A 21,227-nucleotide genomic window follows, 5' to 3' on the forward strand; every position below is an offset into this window, starting at 1 on the left:
CATGACGCTTCGAACCGATTTCCACGTGAATTCCGAAAGGCCGAACGCCATGTCCTCAGGTCCGTCCGGAACATTCATCCGTCGCACGAGCCGGGCAGCCGTCCTGGTGCTGGCCGGTGCCCTGCTTGCCGGTTGCGGCACGAGGGACAATCTGGCGACCGGCTCCATCCCCGACGACTACCGCACCCGGCATCCGATTGTGCTCGCCGAAGGGGAACGCGTCATCGATATCCCGATCGCCTCGGGCGATCGCCGTCTTACTCAGGGCACGCGCGATGTCATCGCCGGTTTTGCGGCCGACTATCGCAACTCGGCAAGCGGCGTCGTGCAGATCATGATGCCGCGGGGCGCTGCCAACAGCCACGCCGCCCAGGCGATGCGCCGGGAAATCCGCGGCGTGCTGGTGAATGCCGGCGTACCGGCCAAGAGGTTGCTGGAGACGAGCTACGACGCCGGACCCTATGGCGACGCGGCCCCTATCCGTCTGAGCTATGTGGCGATCACGGCGCAGACGGGACCTTGCGGCACCTGGCCGGAAGACATGAACCTCAACACCATGGAAAACAAGAACTACTACAACTTCGGTTGCGCCTCGCAATCGAACCTGGCGGCCCAGCTTGCCAACCCGACGGACCTCCTCGGTCCGCGTCAGATGTCGCCGATCGACGCCGAGCAGCGCGGCCAGGTGATCACGGATTGGCGTGGAACCGAGAAGAAGGACGGCACGGTCATCACCTTCAACTGATATCGGCTGGATGAAAAGATGAGTACCATCGATTACAGGATCGAGACTGGGACCGAGGGGGACGACCCGTCCTTCGATGCGCGTATGAGCGATCTGGAGCAGGTTCGTCCGTTGCCGCGGATTTCGATCCACGCGTTTTGCGAAAGCAACGCGATGTTGCGGCTGATGGAGCGGTGCGGCCAGGATCGGCGCATGGCGAAGGTGAGCCTGCGCATCAACAGCGGCAGCATCGATGCCGCCGCCAACATGTTCGCGACCGTATCGACGCCCAACCTGATCATTCTCGAGACGGCGACGGAACCGCGGTCGCTGCTGACCGAACTGGCACCGCTGGCGGAAGTCTGCGATCCCAGCACCAAGGTGATCCTCGTCGGCAAGCACAACGATATCGGGCTCTACCGCGAACTCATCCGCAACGGCATTTCCGAATACATGGTCGCGCCGGTTTCGATGCCGGACATTCTCACTGCCGTTTCGGCGATCTTCGTCGACCCGGATGCCGAACCCTTGGGGCGAAGCATCGCCTTCATCGGAGCGAAGGGCGGCTGCGGATCGTCCGTGATCGCGCACAATTGTGCCTGGGGCATCTCCAGCCTGTTCTCGACCGAAACGATTCTCGCCGATCTCGACTTGCCCTATGGCACCGCCAACATCGATTTCGACCAGGATCCGCCGCAGGGCATTGCCGAGGCGGTCTTTGCGCCGGAGCGCCTGGACGAGGTGTTTCTCGACCGTCTGCTGACCAAGTGCTCCGAGCACCTGTCGCTGCTGGCGGCACCTTCGATGCTCGACCGCGCCTATGACTTCGAGACCGGGGCTTTCCACCCGATCCTCGAGATCCTGCAGCGCAGCGCCCCCGTTTCCGTTCTCGACATTCCGCACCTGTGGACGGACTGGACACGGTCCGTGCTCGGCGAAGCCGACGAGGTGGTGATCACGGCGATCCCCGATCTTGCCAGCCTGCGCAACACCAAGAACCTGCTCGACGCCCTGAAGAGGCTGCGCCCCAACGACAAGGCGCCCCACCTGGTGCTGAACCAGGTCGGCATGCCGAAGCGGCCGGAGATTGCCGCCAACGAGTTCTGCGATTCGCTGGAAATCGAAGCCGCGGCCATCATTCCCTTCGACGCGGCTCTGTTCGGTAACGCTTCGAACAGCGGGCGGATGATCGCCGAAATCGACAAGAAAGCGCCGGCCGCTGAAACCTTCTCGCAGCTCGCACATCTTCTGACCGGCCGCGTGACGATGAAGAAGGCCCGGCGCGGCGGCCTCGGCAAGATGCTTGCAGCGCTCGGCAGGAAATAGGAAGTAGGATTACGCAGATGTTTGGCAAGCGCGGAAACGAAGGCTTCGGCAAAGGCGGCGGCACCCCGGTTTCCGCCCCTCCGCCGATCGTGGCTGCGGCGCAAGCGCCGGTGGTCGAGCGCGCCGTGCCGGTACTCGCCGATACGCCCTCCGCCAGCGCCAGAGTGCCGACGCCCGCCCCGCCAGCAAGACGGCGGCAGGCGCGGACGGAAGACTACTACGACACGAAATCGCAGGTCTTCTCCGCGCTGATCGACACGATCGACCTGTCGCAGCTCGCCAAGCTCGATACGGAGAGCGCGCGCGAGGAAATCCGCGATATCGTCAACGACATCATCACGATCAAGAACTTCGCGATGTCGATCTCCGAGCAGGAGGAACTGCTCGACGATATCTGCAACGACGTTCTGGGTTACGGTCCGCTCGAACCGTTGCTTGCCCGCGACGACATCGCCGACATCATGGTCAACGGTGCCGGCCAGACCTTCATCGAAGTCGCCGGTAAAGTGCAGGAATCGGAAATCCGGTTCCGCGACAACGCGCAGCTTCTTTCGATCTGCCAGCGCATCGTCGGCCAGGTCGGCCGCCGCGTCGACGAATCGAGCCCGATCTGCGACGCCCGCCTGCCGGACGGGTCCCGCGTCAACGTCATTGCCCCACCGCTCGCCATCGACGGCACGGCGCTGACCATCCGCAAGTTCAAGAAAGACAAGCTGACGCTCGAGCAGCTGGTCCGCTTCGGCTCGATCACGCCAGAGGGCGCCGTTCTCCTGCAGATTATCGGTCGTGTCCGCTGCAACATCGTCATTTCGGGCGGCACGGGCTCGGGCAAGACGACGCTTCTCAATTGCCTGACACGCTATATCGACACGGATGAGCGCGTGATCACCTGCGAAGACACGGCCGAACTCCAATTGCAGCAGCCGCATGTCGTGCGCCTCGAAACCCGCCCACCGAACATCGAAGGCGAAGGCGAGATCACCATGCGCGATCTCATCAAAAACTGCCTGCGCATGCGCCCCGAACGCATCATCGTCGGCGAAGTGCGTGGCCCGGAAGTCTTCGACCTGCTGCAGGCGATGAACACCGGCCATGACGGCTCGATGGGAACCATCCACGCCAACACGCCGCGCGAATGCCTGAGCCGCATGGAATCAATGATCGCGCTTGGCGGTTATACGCTGCCTGCAAAGACCGTGCGCGAGATCATCGCCGGATCGGTGGACGTGATCATCCAGGCGTCCCGCCTTCGCGATGGTTCCCGCCGCATCACCCACATCACCGAGGTGGTGGGCATGGAAGGCGACGTGATCATCACCCAGGACCTGATGCGCTACGAGATCGATGGCGAAGACGCCGGCGGGCGGATCATCGGCCGCCATATGTCGACCGGCATCGGCCGGCCGCACTTCTGGGATCGCGCGCGCTACTTCAACGAGGACAAGCGACTAGCCGCGACCCTCGACGCGATGGACAAGGGCTAGGAGCTGCGATGTTCGGGATAGACATCACGGTTCTGGCGCTAGCGGCCCTCGTCGCCATATCGGCGGCGGCGCTTGCCTACGGCCTGCTGTTCTCGCGCATCGAAAGCGAAAAGAAGGCGGAAGGCCGCGTGCGCAAGATCAGCGTGGCGGAAACCGACCGCGCCAAGATGAAGGCCGCACGCGACCGCGTGAGCGAACTGTCGAAACGGCGAAAATCCGTCCAGGATTCGCTGAAGGAACTGGAAAAGAAACAGCAGGAGCGCTCGGCCAAAGCCACCCCCTCGATGAAGGTGCGTCTCACCCAGGCGGACCTGTCGATCTCCATCGGGCGCTTTTATCTGTTCAGCGCGCTCTTCGGTTTTTTCGCCTTTCTGGTCGTGCTGATATTGGGCGCCGGGCTCCCCATTGCCGTCGGCTTTGGCATGATCGCCGGTCTCGGCCTGCCGCGCTGGTTCATCGGCTACCTGGTCAAGCGGCGCTGCAAGAAGTTCCTTGAGGAATTCCCGAACGCGCTCGAAGTCATGGTCCGCTCCATCAAGTCGGGCCTTCCCTTGAACGACGCACTGCGCCTCATCGCCGCCGACGGCCAGGAGCCGGTCAAGACCGAGTTTCGCCGCGTGGTGGAATCCCAGCAGGTGGGCCTGAGCGTGACCGAGGCCTGCGCCCGTATGGTCAACAGCATTCCCCTGCCGGAGGTGAATTTCTTCGCCATCGTGATCGCCATCCAGGCGCAGGCGGGCGGCAACCTCTCGGAAGCTCTCGGCAACCTGTCCAGGGTCCTGCGCGAGCGCAGGAAGATGCGGGCGAAGGTCAGCGCCATGTCGATGGAAGCCAAGGCCTCGGCCTGCATCATCGGCGCCCTGCCGTTCATCGTCACGCTTTTGGTCTACCTGACATCACCCGCCTACATGATGGTGCTTTTCACCGACCCCCGCGGTCATCTGATCATCGGTGCCGGCCTGTTCTGGATGAGCATCGGCATTTGGGTGATGCGCAACATGATCAACTTCGACATCTGAGGGGCGTCGATGAGCACTGACCTGATCAAGACCCTGACCGATCCCAACGTCGTCGTCGCCATTCTGGTTTCGCTCGCCGTGCTCGCAACCTTCTATTCGCTGATCGTGCCGCTGTTCGATCGCGGCGATCTCGGGAAGCGGATGAAGTCCGTTGCCACCGAGCGCGAACAGATCCGGGCGCGCGAGCGCGCGCGGCTTGCCACCGAGGTTCAAAACGGCAGGGCAAGTCTGCGGGGGCAGAACAACGCCTCCATCCGGCAGGTCGTCGAGCGGCTCAACCTGCGCTCGGCGCTCGTCGACGACAACACGGTCAACCGGTTGAAAATGGCCGGCTTCCGTTCGCAGAACGCGCTCAACACCTTCCTGTTCGCGCGCTTCTGCCTGCCCTTCCTGTTCCTGATCGTCGCGCTCGTCTATATCTTCGTGCTCGGCAATTTTGCCGACAAGCCGCTGATGGTACGGCTGTTCTTCGCGATTGGCTTTGCCTATGTCGGCTTTTACGCGCCGAATATCGTGGTGGCCAACGCCGTCTCCAAGCGCCAGGCATCGATACGTCGGGCCTGGCCGGATGCGCTGGATCTCCTGCTGATCTGCGTCGAATCGGGCGTGTCGATGGAACTGGGGATGCGTCGCGTCGCCGACGAAGTGGCCTCGCAGTCGCAGCCGCTGGCGGAAGAGCTGGTGCTGACGACGGCGGAACTGTCGTTCCTGCCCGACCGCCGGGTTGCGCTTGAAAATCTCGGGCAGCGCACCGGCCTCGAAGAGGTGAAGTCCGTGGTCCAGGCGCTGATCCAGGCGGACCGCTACGGCACGCCGATCGGCCAGGCTCTGCGCGTGCTTGCACAGGAAAGCCGCGACCAGCGCATGACGGCAGCCGAGAAGAAGGCGGCTGCCCTGCCGCCGAAGCTGACCGTGCCGATGATCCTGTTCTTCCTGCCGGTGCTGGTCGCCGTCATCCTTGGACCGGCCGGCATCCAGGTCGCCGACAAATTCTAGGCAGCGGCGCCGCTGTCGGCGCTCTACAAACATGGGTTCGAAAACCGCTTGCGCGGTGGCGGACAAAGGCATGCCGCGCAAATGTGCGCGGCTGACTTTGCGGATGACGGTAGCGGTAGATGGAAGCGCTAGAGGGACCAAGAGCGTCTCTGAAGAACGCGGCGCGCCTTAGTTGGCGACCTTCTTGTCGTCGGCCTTGGCGAGCTCTTTCCATGCGCCCTGCTGCGACAGCATTGAGCGCAGATAGGCGACGTTCGCTTCCGCCTGCTCGCTGGAAAGCTCCTGGCGGGCGATCGTCTCGGCTTCCTGGAAGCGGCCCTGAAGGCCGACGGCGAGCGCGAGGTTCTGGCGCACGCTGCTGTCGGCGCCGGGCTGGCTTGCCGCCGACTTGAGGTAGGTTTCGGCGGTACGAAGGTCCTTGGTCAGAAGATAGGACATGCCGAGATTGGAGAGTACTGACGGCTCGTTCGGCTTGAGGTCGAGAGCCTCGCGGTAGCGCAGTCGCGCCTCCTGGGCGCGGCCCAGCTGGTCGAGGATTGCGCCCTCGGCCGATTTCAGCTTCCAGTCCGGACGGTCGGGTGTCTGCGCCCGGCCGATTGTCGCAAGCGCCTGCTCGAGCTGACCGGCGGCGGCCTGTGCCTTGCCGTAGGCGCCGAGCACTTCGCGGTCCGACGGATGGTTGATCGCGACCTGCTGCATCACCGCAAGCGCCTGCTCATTGCGGCCAGTCATGCGCAGGAGATTGGCATAGTTGAGGCCCGCTTCGCGATCCTTGGGGTTCTTTTCATAGGCCTGGCCGATGCTTTCGGCAGCGGCCGAAAGCTCAGGCGCGGTCATCGACTGCACCGGTTTTGACGTTCTGGAGATCGACCCCGTCGTCAGCTCCTTCTTCGGCTGGTTGGCGCAGCCGGCAAGCGAAAGCGCCACCAGCGCGATCGCCGCGCCCTGCAAGAAACGGGCGCGTCTCGAGGATGAGGTCGTATATTTGGCCATGTGTGTCCCCAGCATGCATTCGCGCACCTGAACTTCAGACAACACCGGCGCAACTTTCACTCCAGCAATAATCTGTTAACCCTAACAGAGCGTTAATGGCGCGATTCCATCTCTGTCAGCCGAGGACTTTCATGGCTCCCTATCAGTTCATCGAGCGGCCGTCGCCGTTCAACACCAGCGCCGGCAAGACCCTGCCGATCTTCGCCGTCACGCCGGCGCATATCGAGACGGGGACGATCGACCCGATCGCTTTGGACTGGGCGCGCAAGGCAGGCTTTACGGCCGAGTCCGGCGCGGTGCTGTTGATCCCGTCCGCCGACGGCCATCTTGGCGGCGCGCTCTTCGGCCTCGGCAGCAACCCGTCGGAAGCGCCGTTCCTCGCAGGCAAGCTGGCGCGGGCGCTGCCGGCCGGCAAATGGCATATCGAAACGGCACCGCTGACGGCCAACCGGCTGGCGCTCGGCTACGGCCTCGGCTCCTATCGGTTCGAGCGCTACAAGTCCGCCAAGGGCGAACCGCCGACGCTGCTCATCCCCGCCGATGCGGACGCGACCGACATCAAGCGCCAGCTCGCTGGCGTGTTCCTCGCCCGTGACCTCATCAACACGCCGACCAACGACATGGGACCGGAAGCGCTCGAAGGCGCGTTCCGCGCGCTTGCCGCCCACTACAAGGCCGATGTTTCGGTCATAACCGGCGAAGCGCTGCTGACGCAGAACTTCCCGCTGGTTCACACCGTCGGCCGCGCCAGCGCCGAGGTTCCGCGCCTGCTGGAGCTGCGCTGGGGCAAGAAGGGCCACAAGAAGGTAACGCTCGTCGGCAAGGGCGTGTGCTTCGATACCGGCGGTCTCGACATCAAGCCGTCGGCCTCCATGCTGCTGATGAAGAAGGACATGGGCGGTGCCGCCAACGTCCTTGGCCTGGCGCTGATGATCATGGACGCCAAGCTCAAGGTGGATCTGCGCGTCATCGTGCCGGTGGTCGAAAACTCTATTTCCGCCAATGCTTTCCGGCCCGGCGACATCTATCGCAGCCGCAAGGGCCTGACGGTGCAGATCGACAATACCGATGCCGAAGGCCGGCTGATCCTTGCCGACGCGCTCGCCTATGCCGACGAAGAGAAGACGGATCTGCTCGTCGACATGGCGACGCTGACCGGTGCCGCGCGCGTCGCGCTCGGCCCGGATCTGCCGCCTTTCTTCACCGACGATGCCGATCTGGCCCACGATCTGACGGAAGCAAGCCTCGAGGTCGACGATCCGATGTGGCGCATGCCGCTCTATAACGGGTATGACAAGGATGTCTCGGCCCGCATCGCCGACCTCACCAACGCGCCTGCGGGCGGCATGGCCGGATCGATCACTGCGGCACTCTTCCTCCGGCGCTTCGTCACCAACGCCAAGAGCTGGGTCCATTTCGATATCTTCGGCTGGGCTCCGTCCGAGCGCCCGCATTCGACGGTTGGCGGGGAGGCGCAGGCAATCCGTGCGCTTTACCAGCACGTCCAGAAGATGACGAGGTAACCGCAACCAGGCGTAACCGGCAAAGAAACGCTTGCGTAACGATCCGCCGCTATCGTGGCGGATCAGTATCACGCGTAGGAGCCGCCATTGCCGATCGAGCTAACGCCCTCCCAGGCCCTCGGGCTTTGGCATTCGGTGTCGCTCGCCCAGGTTCGCGTCGACAGCCGCGACCTGACCTTGCGGCAGCTGGCGATCCTGCTGCACATCTACCTCGTGCCGCCGCCGCACACCGTGCGTGGATTGGCGGCGACGCTTGGGGTCACCAAGCCGGTCATCACCCGCGCGCTCGACACCATGGGAGCGCTTGGACTAGTCGATCGCACCCGCGACGAGCGTGATCGCCGCAACGTCGTCATCAAAAGGACAGTCGAGGGTGCTCTCTATCTTGAAAAATTCGGTGACCTGATCATTGATCAGGGCCGCAAGCAGCTGAAGTGAGTAGACATGTCGACACCGCCCGATCGCCGCCTGAACGCCTATCGCCCCGACCTCGCAGAGAGCCGGCTACGCGGTGTCGTGCAAGCCGAACGCTACGTCGAGGGAAGCGTTGCGCGCATCTCTGTTCCGGTTGCGCCCCTGCGGGCCAAGCCCGATCTCGCCTGCGGCACCGACACCGAGCTGCTGCTCGGCGAATCCGTTCGGGTACTCGACACCAACGAAAGCTGGTGTTGGGTGAAGGCCGATCTCGACGGCTATGTCGGCTATCTTCCGGAGTATTGCCTTGCGCCGGTGGTCAAGAGCCCGACCCATATCGTGACGGCGCCGCGCACTTTCGTCTATACCGGCCATGATCTGCGTTTCCCGACGGTCTATCCGCTGTCGATGGGCAGCCGGTTGACGGTTGTCGATGAACGCGAAACGAGGGGCACGCGCTACTTTCTGCTCGACGGCGGCCAGGCGGTCATCGCCAATCACTGCATCGAGGTCGGCAGTGTTGTGCCGGGAGACTATGTCTCGGTCGCTGCCCGCTTCGTCGAAACACCCTATCTCTGGGGTGGGCGTTCCGGCTTCGGCATCGATTGCTCCGGCCTTGTGCAATTGTCGATGATGATGGTCGGCAGGCAGGCGCCGCGCGATTCCGACATGCAGGCGACGGGGTTGGGAACGCCGATTGGGCGCGAAGAGCTCACACGCGGCGACCTCGTCTTCTGGAAAGGGCACGTCGCGCTGATGGAGGACGACGAAACCCTGATCCACGCCAACGGTCACACGATGACGGTTGCGCGAGAGGGCTTGGAGGCCTCGATCGAGCGGATTGGCTGGCTCTATGAGCAGCCGACGGGCTACCGCCGTCCCTGAGCGCCCGCAAACGGAGCGTAGGGGGGGCGCGAGCCTCCGCAATCGTAGCCGATGAAGGCAAAACACCCGTTCACGTCGCAGAATGCGACGCTGCGTCTCTGCCAGGAGGCTCGGCGTGGCAAGCGTCGCACCTCGCTTTCGCTGGATCAGTAGCCGGCTACTTTGTCGACGACGTGTTCGAGCGCCTGTCCGCCTTCGAAGCGGGCGATCTGCTGCTCCACATGGCGGAAGAGGGCCTTGACGTCGGAGGATGCCGCCACGTGCGGTGTGACGTAGACGTTGGGCAGGGTCCAGAAACGGCTGTCCTGGGCAAGCGGCTCCTGCTCGAAAACGTCGAGCGAGGCACCAGCGAGCACGCCGCTGTCGAGCGCCTTCAGGATGTCCGCTTCGAGCTGGCTACCGCCGCGGCCGGCATTGATGAAGACAGGCGCGCCGAACGGGCCGTTACGGCTGAGCCTTGCAAACAGGCGCAGGTTGAAAATGCCGCGGGTGTCCGGCGTCAGCGGCAGCAGGCCGACAAGGAAGTCGCTGCGTGCCAGGAAGCTGTCGAGTTCGTTGCCGCCAAAGGTCTCGATGCCGGCGACGTCGCGCTTGCTGCGCGACCAGCCGATGACCTTGAAGCCCATGGCCGAGAGCTTGCGGGCGGCGTCCTGGCCAAGCACGCCCATGCCCATGATGCCGACGGTGATGTCGGCGGCTTCTGGCTGGGTCAGGTCGCGCCATTCGCGTTTCGCCGCCTGCGCCTCGTAGGTGCGGTGCTGGCGCAGGTGCATGAGGCACTGCATGACCACCCATTCGCTCATGCGCGTCGTCAGTGTCTGGTCGACGAAGCGCACGAGCGGCACTTCGGGAAGGCCGGGCAGCGTAAGCACATGATCGACGCCGGCGCCGCCGGAGAACACCACCTTGAGGTCCGGTGCCCTTTCGAAGAGGTCCGGTGCCGACTTCCAGACGACCGCATAGTCGATGCCCGAGAGGTCGCGGTTGTGGTGCACGGCATCGGCGCGGTTGATCACCTCGCGATCCGGGAAGGCCCCGCGAAGCGCCGCCTCGACCTCCTCCGGAATGAACTTCAGATCGACGATGACGGGGCTTTTTGCGGACATTCGGGCACCTATTGGCGGATCGCGGTCAAGTTGACGGCTTCGAGGTTGAAGGCGGCAGCCATCAGCGCCTTCGTGTAGTCCTGGCTCGGGGCATTGAAAATGCGTTCGGCCGGGCCCTGCTCCACCACCTTGCCCATGCGCATCACGATCATCTCGTTGGCAAGGGCGCGCACGACCTTGAGGTCGTGGCTGATGAACAGATAGGCGAGGTCGTGTTTGCTCTGCAGGTCCCGCAGGAGGTCGACCACCTGCGCCTGCACGCTCATGTCGAGCGCCGAGGTCGGCTCGTCGAGCATCACGAATTGCGGCTTAAGCACCATGGCGCGGGCAATGGCGATGCGCTGCCGCTGGCCGCCGGAGAACTCGTGCGGATAGCGCCAGCGGGTCGCGGGATCGAGGCCCACTTCTTCGAGCGCCGCCGCGACGCGGGCGTCGCGCTCGTTGTCGGATAGGGAGCGCTCGTGGATTTTCAGGCCTTCGGCGATGATATCGGCCACCGACATGCGCGGGCTGAGTGAGCCGTAGGGATCCTGGAAGACGATCTGCATCCGGTTTCGAAGCGGCCGCATCTCGTTGAAGCTGTAGCGGTCGATGTCCTTGCCGATGAAGGCGATGCGACCCTTCGACGAGATCAGCCGCGTCAACGCAAGCCCGAGCGTCGTCTTGCCGGAGCCGGATTCGCCGACGACGCCGAGTGTCTGGCCTGCACGCAGCTTCAGATCGATGCCGTCGACGGCCTTCACATGATCGACCACCTTGCGCAGGAATCCCGCCTTGATTGGGAACCACACCTTCATCTCAGAGGCTTCCATCACGATCGGCTTTGACGCGTCAGACGGCGGCGGATTGCCCTTCGGCTCGGAGGCGAGCAGATGGCGGGTGTAGGCATGCTGCGGATTGGCAAAGATCTCGGCGGTCGGTCCCGTTTCGACGATCTTGCCCTTGGTCATGACGCAGACCCGATCGGCGATCTTGCGCACGATGCCGAGGTCATGGGTGATGAACAGCATCGACATGCCGTGCTCATCCTTGAGCGTCTTCAACAGCTCGAGGATCTGTGCCTGCACGGTGACGTCGAGTGCGGTCGTCGGCTCGTCGGCGATCAAGAGTTCCGGTCGGTTGGCGAGCGCCATCGCGATCATCACACGCTGGCGCTGGCCACCCGAGAGCTCGTGCGGATAGGCGCTCAGCCGCTTCTCCGGCTCGCGGATGCCGACCTGGTTGAGCAGCTCGAGAATGCGCGTGCGCCGCGCTGCACCCTCCAGCCCCTGGTGCAGTTCGAGGATCTCGCCGATCTGCCGCTCGATCGAATGCAGCGGGTTGAGCGAGGTCATCGGCTCCTGGAAGATCATGGTGATGTCGTTGCCGCGGGCGTGGCGCAGCTCCGCATCGCTGGCTTTCAGCAGGTCCTTGCCGTTGAAGACGATTTCGCCGCTCGGGTGGCTGGCGGACGGGTAGGGCAAGAGCTTCAGGATCGAGTTGGCCGAGACCGATTTGCCCGAACCGGATTCGCCGACAAGCGCCACGGTCTCGCCGCGCCTGATGTCGAAGGAGATATGGTCGACGGCAACGGAGGTGTTGCCGCCCTGGTGAAAGGCGACGGAAAGGTCACGGACGGAGAGGATTGGATCTGTCATCGTCGCGCTCACCGGAACGTCTTTCTCGGATCGAAGGCATCGCGCGTCGCTTCGCCCACGAAGATCAGCAGCGACAGCATCAGCGACATGACGCAGAAGGCCGTCAGCCCCAGCCAGGGCGCCTGCAGGTTGGACTTGCCCTGGGCGATCATCTCGCCGAGCGAGGGCGATCCCGGCGGCATGCCGAAGCCGAGGAAGTCGAGCGAAGTCAGCGTCGTGATCGAGCCAGAGAGGATGAAGGGCAGGAAGGTCAGCGTCGCCACCATCGCGTTCGGCAGGAGGTGGCGATACATGATCGTGCCATTGCCGACGCCGAGCGCGCGTGCCGCGTTGACGTATTCGAAATTGCGAGCCCGCAGGAACTCGGCGCGCACGACACCGACGAAACCGACCCAGGAGAACAAGAGCATGATACCAAGCAGGATGAAGAAGCCTGGCGGCAGGATCGCGGCGATGATCAGGAGAATGTAGAGCACCGGCATCGACGACCAGATCTCGATGAAACGCTGCATCAGGAGGTCGGTCCAGCCGCCGAAATAACCCTGGATGGCGCCGGCGGTGACACCGATCACCGCCGAGGCGATGGTGAGCGTCAGGCCGAAGAGCACCGATATGCGGAAGCCATAGATCATGCGCGCAAAGACGTCGCGGGCCTGGTCATCGGTGCCGAGCCAATTGAGGTTTCCGACGATGCAGTTCCGGTCGTTGGTCTTGTCAGGGTAGGCGGAGCAGCGCTCTTCCTTGTCCATCAGCCAGAACGGCTTGGTCGGCGCCGAATGCGGGATGTTGGAATTGACCGTCTGGTAGGAATAGCGCACCGGCGGCCAGATCATCCAGCCATTGGCCTCGATCTCGTCGCGGATGAAGTCGGAGCGATAGTCGGTCTCGGCCAGGAAGCCGCCGAACTTTTCCTCCGGATAGTCGATGACGACAGGGAACAAAAGCTCGCCCTTGTAGGAGGCGATGATCGGCTTGTCGTTGGCGATCAGTTCACCGACCAGGCTGAGCCCGAACAGCGCCAGGAACAGCCAAAGCGACCAGTAGCCGCGTCGGTTCGCCTTGAAATTCTGCCAGCGGCGCTGGTTGACCGGTGACAACCAGCCACGCGGCGCCACAGCGGTCGGGGACGTTGCGAGGCTTGCCATCAGACGTCCCTCCGCTCGAAATCGATGCGCGGATCGACCCAGGTGTAGATGAGGTCCGACAGCAGGCTGACGAGCAGGCCCATCAGCGAGAAGATGAAGAGCGTGGCAAAGACGATCGGATAGTCGCGCTTGACGACCGAATCATAGCCGAGCCGGCCGAGGCCATCGAGCGAGAAGATGTATTCGATCAAAAGCGAGCCGGTGAAGAAGGCCGAGATGAAGGCGCCGGGGAAGCCGGCGATGATGATCAGCATGGCGTTGCGGAAGACGTGGCCATAGAGCACCTGGCCGTCGGTCAGGCCCTTGGCCCGTGCCGTCGTTACATACTGCTTCTTGATTTCGTCGATGAAGGAATTCTTGGTGAGCAGCGTCGTCGTCGCAAAGGCCGAGAGCAGCAGCGTGATCAGCGGCAGCGTCATGTGCCAGATGTAGTCGAGGATCTTCTGCCACCAGGGCAAATCCCAGAAATTGTCGGAGACGATACCACGCAGCGGGAACCAGTCGAAGAACGAGCCGCCGGCAAAGACGACGATCAGCAGGATGCCGAAGAGGAAGCTCGGCACGGCGTAGCCGATGACGATGATGCCCGAGGTCCAGACGTCGAAGGCCGAACCGTCGGATACGGCCTTCTTGATGCCGAGCGGGATGGAGATCGCGTAGGAGAATAGAAGGATCCACAGCCCGAGCGAGATCGAGACCGGCATCTTCTCCTTGATCAGATCGATCACCGAGGTGTTGCGGAAGAAGCTCTCGCCGAAATCGAAGCGGAGATAGTTCCACATCATGGTAGCGAAGCGTTCGAGCGGCGGCTTGTCGAAGCCGAACTGCTTTTCGAGCTTGGCGATGAACTCCGGGTCAAGCCCTTGAGCGCCGCGATAGCGCCCGCCTTCGTCGCCGCCGGCCTGCATCAGGTCGCCGCTGCTGCCCGACAGGCGATCGGAGCCGCCGGCATTGGTCAGGTCCGAGATCACCTGCTCGACCGGGCCGCCGGGCGCGAATTGCACCACGATGAAGGAGATCGCCATGATCCCGAAGATCGTCGGGATCATCAAAAGCAGGCGGCGCAGGATGTAGGCACCCATCAGGCGGGCCTTTCGATCGACGTGTGGGCGGTGGCCCGGACCGGCGAAGCGTCGGCAAGCCGTCTATGGTGTCTCAATCCCTGTGTCTCCTTGCGGCTGTCAGGCCCGGATCGGGGCTTGTTTCAGTGATTCGTTTTTTTGCATTTGGAATCGAGACGCCATTCGAGTGCAAGGACTTCATTTGGGGGAGGCGTTTTTCGACCACCACGCGTCCGGAAAGCCTATTCCGTAGTAGGGCAGTTCCTGCGGACGGGCGAGCTGGTTCCAGTAAGCCACGCGAACCGAGCGCGAGTAGAACAGCGGAACCACGAAGTGATGGGCGAGAAGAACGCGATCGAGGGCCCGTGTTGTTGCCACCAGTTCGTCGCGGTTGGGCGCGAAGATGATCCTGCGGATGAGTTCGTCGATCGCCGGATCGGATATGCCGGCATAGTTTCTCGATCCCTGCTGATTGACCGAAGCCGAACCCCAGTAGTCGATCTGCTCGTTGCCGGGAACCAGTGTTTGCGCCCAGATGCCGTAGATCATGTCATAGTCGAAGCTTCGGACGCGGTTGGTGTATTGCGAATCGTCGACGGTCCGGATGCGCGCATCGATGCCGATCTTCTTCACGCTGTTGATGAACGGCGTGACGGTGCGCTCGAACGAGGGGTTGGCCAAGAGCAATTCGAAGCTGAAGGGCTCGCCGCTCTTTACCTTGACCAGGCGGTTGCCCTTGAGTTCGTAGCCCGCCTCCTTGAACAGCGCCAGCGCCTTGCGCAGGTTGTCGCGCACCTTCTGTGGGTCGCCGTTGACCGGGTTCGCGTAGGGCGCGGTGAAGACTTCTGGAGGAACCTTGTCCTTCAGTTCCTCCAGAATGGCCTTCTCGCGTCCTTCCGGCAAAGCCTTGGAGGCAAGCTCGGTGCCCCAGAAGTAGCTGTCGACACGCTGGAAGGCGTTGTAGGCGAGGTTGCGGTTCAGATCCTCGAAGTCGAAGGCGTAGTTCAGCGCCTCGCGCACGCGCTGATCCTTGAATTTGTCGCGGCGCATGTTCGGCACGAAGGCTTGCATGATGCCGGCTGCGCGCAGCGGGTTCTCGATCTCCTCGCGGACCACACGGCCATCCTTCATCGCCGGAAAGTCATAGGCGGTCGCCCAGTGACTGGCACTGTTGTCCTGGTAGAAATCGACGTTGCCGGCGCGGAAGGCTTCGAACTGCACGTTCCTGTCGCTGAAGAAGGCATAGCTGATCACGCCGAAATTATATTGCCCGACATTGACGTTGAGGCTCTTGCCCCAATAGTCGTCCCTGCGTTCGAAGCGGATCGAGCCGCCGGCCTGGAACGACGCAATCTTGTAGGGGCCTGAGCCCATCACCGGCTCCAGCGTCGTGCGGCTGATGTCGCGCTTGTTGCCCTTCTCGTCCTCGCCTTCCCACCAGTGTTTCGGCACGATGGGGAACTGGCCGAGGATGTTCGGCATTTCGTGGTTGTTCTTCTCGTCGAAGCGGAAGGTGACGTCGCGGTCGCCAGTCTTTTCCGCCGAAACCACGTGGCGGTAGTAGTTGGACAGAAGCGGATTGTGTTCCTTCACTTTTTCGAACGAAAAGACCACGTCCTCCGGCGTCACCGGCTTGCCGTCAGCCCACTTGGCCTCGGCGCGCAGGCGAAACGTCGCGGAGGAAATATCGTCGGGATAGGAAACGCCCTCGGCCAGCAGCCCATAGGCGGTTGTGATCTCGTCCTCGGCCGATTTCAACAACGTATCGAAGACGAGCGAGGTTACGCCGCTCGCCGCCTCGCCCTTGGAGAGAATCGGATTGAAGGTATCGAATGTACCGCTCTCCGACAGGCGCAGCTCTCCACCCTTGGGAGCGTCAGGATTGACGTAGTCGAAGCGCGCAAAATCGGGCTTGTATTTCAGTTCACCGATTGACGATGTTCCGTAGCGCCAGACGGGCTGTTCTTGGGCATTGCCTGCAGGAGGGAGGAGAAGGAACGCCGCTGTCAGTAGCGAGGCAGCGAGGCCAGGTTTCACGGTCCTGCAGAAGTTTGGCATCCAGCCGGTACCCCTTATATTTCAATCTTCTTTTGCGAGAGCATAGGCGAAATCAGGGCAAATGACAGGCACTGCCGCAAATCAGGCCAAATTTTTGAGTCACATCCCGGTGATTCACAAGCATGTAACGCGTAAGGCTGAGGCAAAGACGGGGCCTTAGGATCGGGGTTCGCCGGAGAGGCATGCCGCACAACGGCGCCGCTCGCCGCGAGACAAACGGGACGAAATTCAATGATTGCTCCATTTCGACGTTGCGGCTCGGCGTTTCTTGCGCTGCTGCTCGGAACAAGCCTCCTGATCGCCGACAACGCCGCGGCGGACGAAACGCCGGCCAAGGCGCTTTTCGGCGCCAAGGCCCTGCCTGCCGAGATGGCGGCAAATTCCTACGGCTTCTATGCGAAGGGATGCCTAGCCGGCGGTGTCGCCATCCCGACCGACGGGCCGACCTGGCAGGCAATGCGGCTGTCGCGCAACCGCCGCTGGGGCCATCCGCAGATGATCGCGCTGATCGAGCAGTTTTCCCACGACGCCGCCGACAAGGTCGGCTGGCCGGGCCTGTTGCTCGGCGATATCTCGCAGCCACGCGGCGGGCCGATGCTGTCGGGCCACGCCTCGCACCAGATCGGGCTCGATGCCGATATCTGGCTGACGCCGATGCCGCAACGCACGCTTACCTATCGCGAGCGCGAGGACATCTCCGCCACCTCGATGTTGCAGAAGAACAAATTCCTGACGGTCGACCGTTCGATCTGGACGCCGAAGCACGCGCAGCTGATCATGTTGGCGGCGAGCTACCCGCAGGTGGAGCGCGTCTTCGTCAATCCGGCGATCAAGAAGAAGCTCTGCGATACCTGGACGGGCGACCGCACGAATCTTGGCAAGGTCCGGCCGATCTACGGCCACGACTATCACTTCCACATCCGCATCAAGTGCCCCGCCGGCGCTTCGACCTGCAAGGATCAGGCGGAAGTGCCGGCGGGCGACGGCTGCGACAAGTCGCTGGCCTGGTGGTTCACCGACGAGCCATGGGCGAAGCCGACGAAGAAGCCGAACGCGAAGCCGGTCAAGCCGAAGGTGACGACGCTTGCCGATTTGCCGAAGGCCTGCGCTCTGGTCCTGAACGGCCCGGCGCCGGCCTCGGAAGCCGCCGCCACTTTTGGCACGGCCTACCGGGCTGCCGCGCCGGCCGCAGCGAACGATAGCATCGAGCAGGTGATCGGTGCGTCCGGTGATGTCCCTCCGGCCGATATCCCCGTACCAATGGCGCGTCCGACGCTGCAGTAGGATTAAGGACACACGAGCGGGGCGGGGAGGCATCAGCCTTCCCATTCCCGTGGCGCTCATGTATAGGGCAATCAAATCGATTTAAATATTGATGCGGGGCCCGGCATGGCGGATCGGAAATGTGTTGCGCTGATCGCGCATGATCAGAAGAAGGACGATCTTGCGGACTTTGCCAAGGCGCACGAGACGGTTCTGGCTGACTGGCGGATCGTTGCCACCGGCACGACCGGCGGTCGCGTCCTCGACGTCTGCCCAAGCCTCGATATCACCCGGCTGAAAAGCGGCCCCCTCGGCGGTGATCAGCAGATCGGCGCGATGATCGCCACCGGCGAAGTGCAACTGCTGATCTTCTTCGTCGATCCGCTGACCGCCATGCCGCACGATGTCGACGTCAAGGCGCTGATGCGCCTCGCCATCGTCTACGACATTCCGATGGCGCTCAATCGTGCAACGGCCGAGCAGTTGATCGACCTGAACCCCAGATGATGCGGGCTCCCGGCGGGCAGATGCTACTGAAATCCTCCCGCACTTTTCCTCATCCCGTTCTGTCTGATAGACAGTTCAGCAACCCAAGATGACGATCAGGATGGATCTTGCGATGTCCGGTACCAGTGAACACAGCTTTCCTTTTCCGATCCTGATCGGCGACATCGGCGGCACCAATGCGCGCTTCGCCCTGCTCATCGACGCTTTTGCCGACCCGAAGCAGCTGCCGCCGATCAAGACCGGTGATTTCGAGACGATCGAGGAGGCGCTGCAGAAGAGCATTCTCGACAAGACCTCCGTGCAGCCGCGCTCGGCGATCCTGGCGGTCGCTGGTCCGATTCGGGGCGACGAAATTCCGTTGACCAACGCCGGCTGGGTGATCCGGCCGAAGGACATGCTTTCGAGCCTCGGCCTCGAAGACGTGCTCATCATCAACGACTTCGAGGCGCAGGCGCTTGCCGTCGCCGCTCCGGCGGATGAGGATCTGGTGCAGATCGGCGGCGGCAGCATTCGGCCGCTGACCTCCCGCGTCGTGCTGGGTCCGGGAACGGGCCTTGGCGTCGGCGGTCTCGTCTTTGCCCAGCACACTTGGTTCCCGGTGCCGGGCGAAGGCGGACATGTCGATATCGGTCCGCGCACTGAGCGCGACTTCCAGATCTGGCCCTTTCTCGAGCCGATCGAAGGCCGCATGGCCGGCGAGCAGATCCTCTGCGGCCGCGGCATCATGAACCTTTACCGCGCGGTCTGCGCCGCCGATGGCGTTGACCCGGTTCTGACGGACCCCGCGGAAGTAACGACGCACGCACTGGCCGACAGCGACAGGGCGGCGATCGAGACCATCTCGCTGTTCTCGACCTATCTCGGGCGGGTCGCCGGCGACATGGCGCTGATCTTCATGGCGCGTGGCGGCGTTTTTCTGGCGGGCGGCATCTCGCAGAAGATCCTGCCGGCGCTCTTGAAGTCGCCCTTCCGTGCTGCGTTCGAGGACAAGGCGCCGCACTCGGCGCTGATGCGGACGATCCCCACCTTTGCCGTCATTCACCCGATGGCGGCGCTCTCCGGTTTGGCCGCTTTTGCCCGCACGCCGAGGGATTTCGGTGTGGCAACGGAAGGACGCCGCTGGAGAAGCTGACCCCGCTGCGCGCGCAAAGACTCGCCAAAGCGATATCAAACCACTATAGAGCGCCGGGAAAGATCGGGCCGGATGCCGGCCCTCCAGGTTGGTTCCAGGGAAGACGGGCTTTTTGAGCGCCAGCAAGAAAAAACAGCACGCGGTCGACTCCGATACGATCAGCGGAATCCTCAAGCGGGTCATAGCCGAAAACGGCCGTGACCATATTGGCGGCTATGTTTTCGCAATCAGCTGCCTGGCTGTCGTCGCCGCGACGACCGGCTTTACTGCCTCGATCATGGAAACCGTGATCAACGAGGCCTTCGCGAACAAGCGGGCGGACATCGTTCTGCTCGTATGCGGCGCGATCCTTGCCGCCTTCGTGCTGCGCGGCTTTGCCACCTACGGCCAGGCCGTCGCGCTTTCGAAGATCGGCAACAACATCGTCGCGCGCTACCAGCGCCGCCTTTATGCCCATCTGATGGCGCTCAGCGTCGGCTATTTTAACGAGACCCGGTCGGCGCAGCTTGCAGCCCAGATCAGCCAGAATGTCAGCGGCATTCGCGACGTGCTCAATCTGACCGTTACCTCGATCGCGCGCGACCTGCTGACGCTGATCGGTCTGGTCGGCGTCATGTTTGCCAAGGACTGGCTGCTGTCGATCATCGTCTTTGTCGCAGCGCCTCCTTTGCTCCTGGGCCTGCGCTATGTGTCCAAGCGCTTGCGCTCGGCCACGCGCGAGGCGATCGAGGTCAACAGCCGTGTTCTCGGCGCGATGCAGGAGACCATTCAGGGCATCACTATCGTCAAGGCCTTCACCATGGAAGGCGAGCTGCGTGGCAAAGTCGAGACGATCATCGACCGGGCCGAAAACCGCGCCAACCGCATTGCGCGGCTGAGCGAGCGTACCGCGCCGATGACCGAAACCTTCGCGGGTCTGGCGATTTCGGCCGTGCTTGCCTATTCGGCTTTCCGCGCCATCTACGCCGACGTGCCGCCCGGTGCCTTCTTCGCCTTCGTCGTCGCCCTGCTCATGGCCTATGATCCGGCCCGCCGCCTGGCGCGTCTTCAGGTCTCGCTCGAACGCGCCGCCGTGAACGCCCGTATGGTCTACGAGATCCTCGACACCGTGCCGCACCAGCGCGACAAGGCCGATGCCAAGGAATTGGCGTTTACGAATGCCGCTGTCGAACTGCGTGACGTGCGCTTCCGCTATCCCAATGGCGACGAGGTGCTGAAGGGCGTCAGCTTCGTGGCCGAGGGCGGCAAGACGACCGCGCTCGTCGGCCCCTCGGGTGCCGGCAAGTCGACGGTCATCAGCCTCATTCCACGGTTCTACGATCCGGCATCCGGCCAGATCCTTATCGACGGGCAGGACATCGCCGACGTCACCAAGCAGTCGCTGCGCAAGGGCATCGCCTATGTGTCGCAGCAGCCCTATCTCTTCGAAGGCTCGATCCGCGACAACATCCGCTACGGCCGCATCGACGCGACGGATGCCGAGGTGGAGGACGCCGCACGGCTTGCCTACGCCCATGAGTTCATCCTTGCGCAGCCGCAGGGCTACGATACGCCGGTCGGCGAGAACGGCATGACGCTGTCGGGCGGTCAGCGCCAGCGCCTGTCGATCGCACGTGCGCTTGTGCGCAACGCCCCGATCCTTCTGCTCGACGAGGCTACCTCCGCGCTGGATACCGAATCGGAAGCCGCCGTGCAGAAGGCGCTCGACCACGCGATGGATGGCCGCACGGTGATCGTGATCGCGCATCGACTTTCGACCGTCGTCAACGCCGACAAGATCATCGTCATGAAGGATGGCTCCGTCGTCGAAGAAGGCACCCATGTCGATCTTGCACGGCGGCCGGACGGTCTCTACGCTCGCCTCCACAATCTCCAGGGTCAGTCTTCGGAAGAGCAGTCGCCTGAAGGCGAGGCGCCCGAAGCGCCGGCCGACGCCGAAATTCACTAGCGGACA

General features: G+C 63.1%; 18 protein-coding genes. 12 read left to right on the forward strand and 6 right to left on the reverse strand.

All coding sequences use genetic code 11. From position 1 onward, the window contains the following. The first annotated feature begins 1 nt into the window (after window position 1). Genes AC3WVQ_RS18720 through AC3WVQ_RS18740 form a run of 5 tightly spaced genes read left to right on the forward strand, consistent with a single transcriptional unit; the run spans window position 2 to window position 5,549 of the window. Window positions 2-745 (forward strand): CpaD family pilus assembly protein, encoded by a 744-nt coding sequence (locus AC3WVQ_RS18720; protein WP_083523783.1) that lies wholly within the window; start codon window positions 2-4, stop codon window positions 743-745. An 18-nt stretch (window positions 746-763) separates the two neighbouring features. Beyond that, complete coding sequence (locus AC3WVQ_RS18725; protein ID WP_060580521.1) at window positions 764-2,050, forward strand: CpaE/TadZ family protein; 1,287 nt, start codon at window positions 764-766, stop codon at window positions 2,048-2,050. Between the two features lie 17 nt (window positions 2,051-2,067). Beyond that, window positions 2,068-3,534, forward strand: a complete 1,467-nt coding sequence (locus tag AC3WVQ_RS18730) for a TadA family conjugal transfer-associated ATPase (RefSeq protein WP_492382891.1) — start codon at window positions 2,068-2,070, stop codon at window positions 3,532-3,534. Between the two features lie 8 nt (window positions 3,535-3,542). After that, window positions 3,543-4,553 (forward strand): type II secretion system F family protein, encoded by a 1,011-nt coding sequence (locus tag AC3WVQ_RS18735; protein WP_060609560.1) that lies wholly within the window; start codon window positions 3,543-3,545, stop codon window positions 4,551-4,553. Window positions 4,554-4,562: 9 nt separating this feature from the next. Further along, window positions 4,563-5,549 carry a type II secretion system F family protein gene (locus AC3WVQ_RS18740; protein ID WP_060609557.1) on the forward strand — a complete coding sequence of 329 codons (987 nt, stop codon included), beginning with the start codon at window positions 4,563-4,565 and terminating at the stop codon, window positions 5,547-5,549. Between the two features lie 168 nt (window positions 5,550-5,717). Here AC3WVQ_RS18740 and AC3WVQ_RS18745 read toward each other — a convergent pair whose 3' ends face one another. Further along, complete coding sequence (locus AC3WVQ_RS18745) at window positions 5,718-6,542, reverse strand: tetratricopeptide repeat protein (protein WP_060609554.1); 825 nt, start codon at window positions 6,540-6,542, stop codon at window positions 5,718-5,720. A 131-nt stretch (window positions 6,543-6,673) separates the two neighbouring features. Between AC3WVQ_RS18745 and AC3WVQ_RS18750 the strand changes: the two genes are divergently transcribed. The 3 genes from AC3WVQ_RS18750 (at window position 6,674) to AC3WVQ_RS18760 (ending at window position 9,364) form a co-directional block, all read left to right on the forward strand. Then, the gene (locus tag AC3WVQ_RS18750) at window positions 6,674-8,065 is read left to right on the forward strand and encodes a leucyl aminopeptidase family protein (protein ID WP_110818582.1); all 1,392 of its coding nucleotides are present in this window, start codon (window positions 6,674-6,676) and stop codon (window positions 8,063-8,065) included. Between the two features lie 87 nt (window positions 8,066-8,152). Next, entirely contained in the window at window positions 8,153-8,503 is a 351-nt protein-coding gene (locus tag AC3WVQ_RS18755; protein ID WP_034805040.1) for a MarR family transcriptional regulator, read from the forward strand. Window positions 8,504-8,509: 6 nt separating this feature from the next. Beyond that, complete coding sequence (locus tag AC3WVQ_RS18760) at window positions 8,510-9,364, forward strand: C40 family peptidase (protein ID WP_034805036.1); 855 nt, start codon at window positions 8,510-8,512, stop codon at window positions 9,362-9,364. Between the two features lie 146 nt (window positions 9,365-9,510). Here the strand turns inward: AC3WVQ_RS18760 and AC3WVQ_RS18765 are convergent, their stop codons facing one another. The 5 genes from AC3WVQ_RS18765 to AC3WVQ_RS18785 all read right to left on the reverse strand — a co-directional run bounded on the left by AC3WVQ_RS18765 (window position 9,511) and on the right by AC3WVQ_RS18785 (window position 16,371). After that, entirely contained in the window at window positions 9,511-10,470 is a 960-nt protein-coding gene (locus AC3WVQ_RS18765) for a 2-hydroxyacid dehydrogenase (protein WP_090296121.1), read from the reverse strand. Between the two features lie 8 nt (window positions 10,471-10,478). Further along, on the reverse strand, window positions 10,479-12,107 hold the full coding sequence (locus AC3WVQ_RS18770) for an ABC transporter ATP-binding protein (protein WP_034805312.1): 1,629 nt from the start codon (window positions 12,105-12,107) through the stop codon (window positions 10,479-10,481). Between the two features lie 8 nt (window positions 12,108-12,115). After that, a complete protein-coding gene (locus tag AC3WVQ_RS18775; RefSeq protein ID WP_034805015.1) occupies window positions 12,116-13,252 on the reverse strand; it encodes an ABC transporter permease in 1,137 nt (378 codons plus the stop codon). Further along, on the reverse strand, window positions 13,252-14,334 hold the full coding sequence (locus tag AC3WVQ_RS18780; protein ID WP_034805012.1) for a microcin C ABC transporter permease YejB: 1,083 nt from the start codon (window positions 14,332-14,334) through the stop codon (window positions 13,252-13,254). Before AC3WVQ_RS18780 ends, AC3WVQ_RS18775 begins: the two co-directional genes overlap by 1 nt. Before the next feature lie 177 nt (window positions 14,335-14,511). After that, a complete protein-coding gene (locus AC3WVQ_RS18785; RefSeq protein ID WP_492382892.1) occupies window positions 14,512-16,371 on the reverse strand; it encodes an extracellular solute-binding protein in 1,860 nt (619 codons plus the stop codon). A 231-nt stretch (window positions 16,372-16,602) separates the two neighbouring features. On the opposite strand from AC3WVQ_RS18785, the gene mepA reads away from it, so the two are divergent. The 4 genes from mepA (at window position 16,603) to AC3WVQ_RS18805 (ending at window position 21,221) form a co-directional block, all read left to right on the forward strand. Then, a complete protein-coding gene (gene mepA / locus AC3WVQ_RS18790; RefSeq protein WP_090296126.1) occupies window positions 16,603-17,655 on the forward strand; it encodes a penicillin-insensitive murein endopeptidase in 1,053 nt (350 codons plus the stop codon). A gap of 105 nt (window positions 17,656-17,760) precedes the next feature. Continuing rightward, window positions 17,761-18,141: a methylglyoxal synthase gene (locus AC3WVQ_RS18795; protein WP_034805003.1), complete on the forward strand. Its 381-nt coding sequence runs from the start codon at window positions 17,761-17,763 to the stop codon at window positions 18,139-18,141. A gap of 112 nt (window positions 18,142-18,253) precedes the next feature. After that, window positions 18,254-19,273, forward strand: coding sequence for a glucokinase (locus AC3WVQ_RS18800; RefSeq protein WP_090296393.1), 1,020 nt, complete (start codon window positions 18,254-18,256; stop codon window positions 19,271-19,273). Window positions 19,274-19,385: 112 nt separating this feature from the next. After that, window positions 19,386-21,221, forward strand: coding sequence for an ABC transporter ATP-binding protein (locus tag AC3WVQ_RS18805; protein WP_090296128.1), 1,836 nt, complete (start codon window positions 19,386-19,388; stop codon window positions 21,219-21,221). Window positions 21,222-21,227: the final 6 nt, after the last annotated feature.

Source organism: Ensifer sp. EB106-05-01-XG146 (assembly GCF_058791875.1).

What these genes read in the sequence shown, in the direction of transcription:
- AC3WVQ_RS18750 (WP_110818582.1), top strand. Translation starts at nt 6,674, where the DNA reads ATGGCTCCCTATCAGTTCATCGAGCGGCCGTCGCCGTTCAACACCAGC.
- AC3WVQ_RS18800 (WP_090296393.1), top strand. Translation starts at nt 18,254, where the DNA reads ATGTCCGGTACCAGTGAACACAGCTTTCCTTTTCCGATCCTGATCGGC.
- AC3WVQ_RS18740 (WP_060609557.1), top strand. Translation starts at nt 4,563, where the DNA reads ATGAGCACTGACCTGATCAAGACCCTGACCGATCCCAACGTCGTCGTC.
- AC3WVQ_RS18785 (WP_492382892.1), bottom strand. Translation starts at nt 16,371, where the DNA reads ATGCCAAACTTCTGCAGGACCGTGAAACCTGGCCTCGCTGCCTCGCTA.
- AC3WVQ_RS18745 (WP_060609554.1), bottom strand. Translation starts at nt 6,542, where the DNA reads ATGGCCAAATATACGACCTCATCCTCGAGACGCGCCCGTTTCTTGCAG.
- AC3WVQ_RS18720 (WP_083523783.1), top strand. Translation starts at nt 2, where the DNA reads ATGACGCTTCGAACCGATTTCCACGTGAATTCCGAAAGGCCGAACGCC.
- AC3WVQ_RS18775 (WP_034805015.1), bottom strand. Translation starts at nt 13,252, where the DNA reads ATGGCAAGCCTCGCAACGTCCCCGACCGCTGTGGCGCCGCGTGGCTGG.
- AC3WVQ_RS18795 (WP_034805003.1), top strand. Translation starts at nt 17,761, where the DNA reads ATGGCGGATCGGAAATGTGTTGCGCTGATCGCGCATGATCAGAAGAAG.
- mepA (WP_090296126.1), top strand. Translation starts at nt 16,603, where the DNA reads ATGATTGCTCCATTTCGACGTTGCGGCTCGGCGTTTCTTGCGCTGCTG.
- AC3WVQ_RS18735 (WP_060609560.1), top strand. Translation starts at nt 3,543, where the DNA reads ATGTTCGGGATAGACATCACGGTTCTGGCGCTAGCGGCCCTCGTCGCC.
- AC3WVQ_RS18725 (WP_060580521.1), top strand. Translation starts at nt 764, where the DNA reads ATGAGTACCATCGATTACAGGATCGAGACTGGGACCGAGGGGGACGAC.
- AC3WVQ_RS18780 (WP_034805012.1), bottom strand. Translation starts at nt 14,334, where the DNA reads ATGGGTGCCTACATCCTGCGCCGCCTGCTTTTGATGATCCCGACGATC.
- AC3WVQ_RS18770 (WP_034805312.1), bottom strand. Translation starts at nt 12,107, where the DNA reads ATGACAGATCCAATCCTCTCCGTCCGTGACCTTTCCGTCGCCTTTCAC.
- AC3WVQ_RS18760 (WP_034805036.1), top strand. Translation starts at nt 8,510, where the DNA reads ATGTCGACACCGCCCGATCGCCGCCTGAACGCCTATCGCCCCGACCTC.
- AC3WVQ_RS18730 (WP_492382891.1), top strand. Translation starts at nt 2,068, where the DNA reads ATGTTTGGCAAGCGCGGAAACGAAGGCTTCGGCAAAGGCGGCGGCACC.
- AC3WVQ_RS18765 (WP_090296121.1), bottom strand. Translation starts at nt 10,470, where the DNA reads ATGTCCGCAAAAAGCCCCGTCATCGTCGATCTGAAGTTCATTCCGGAG.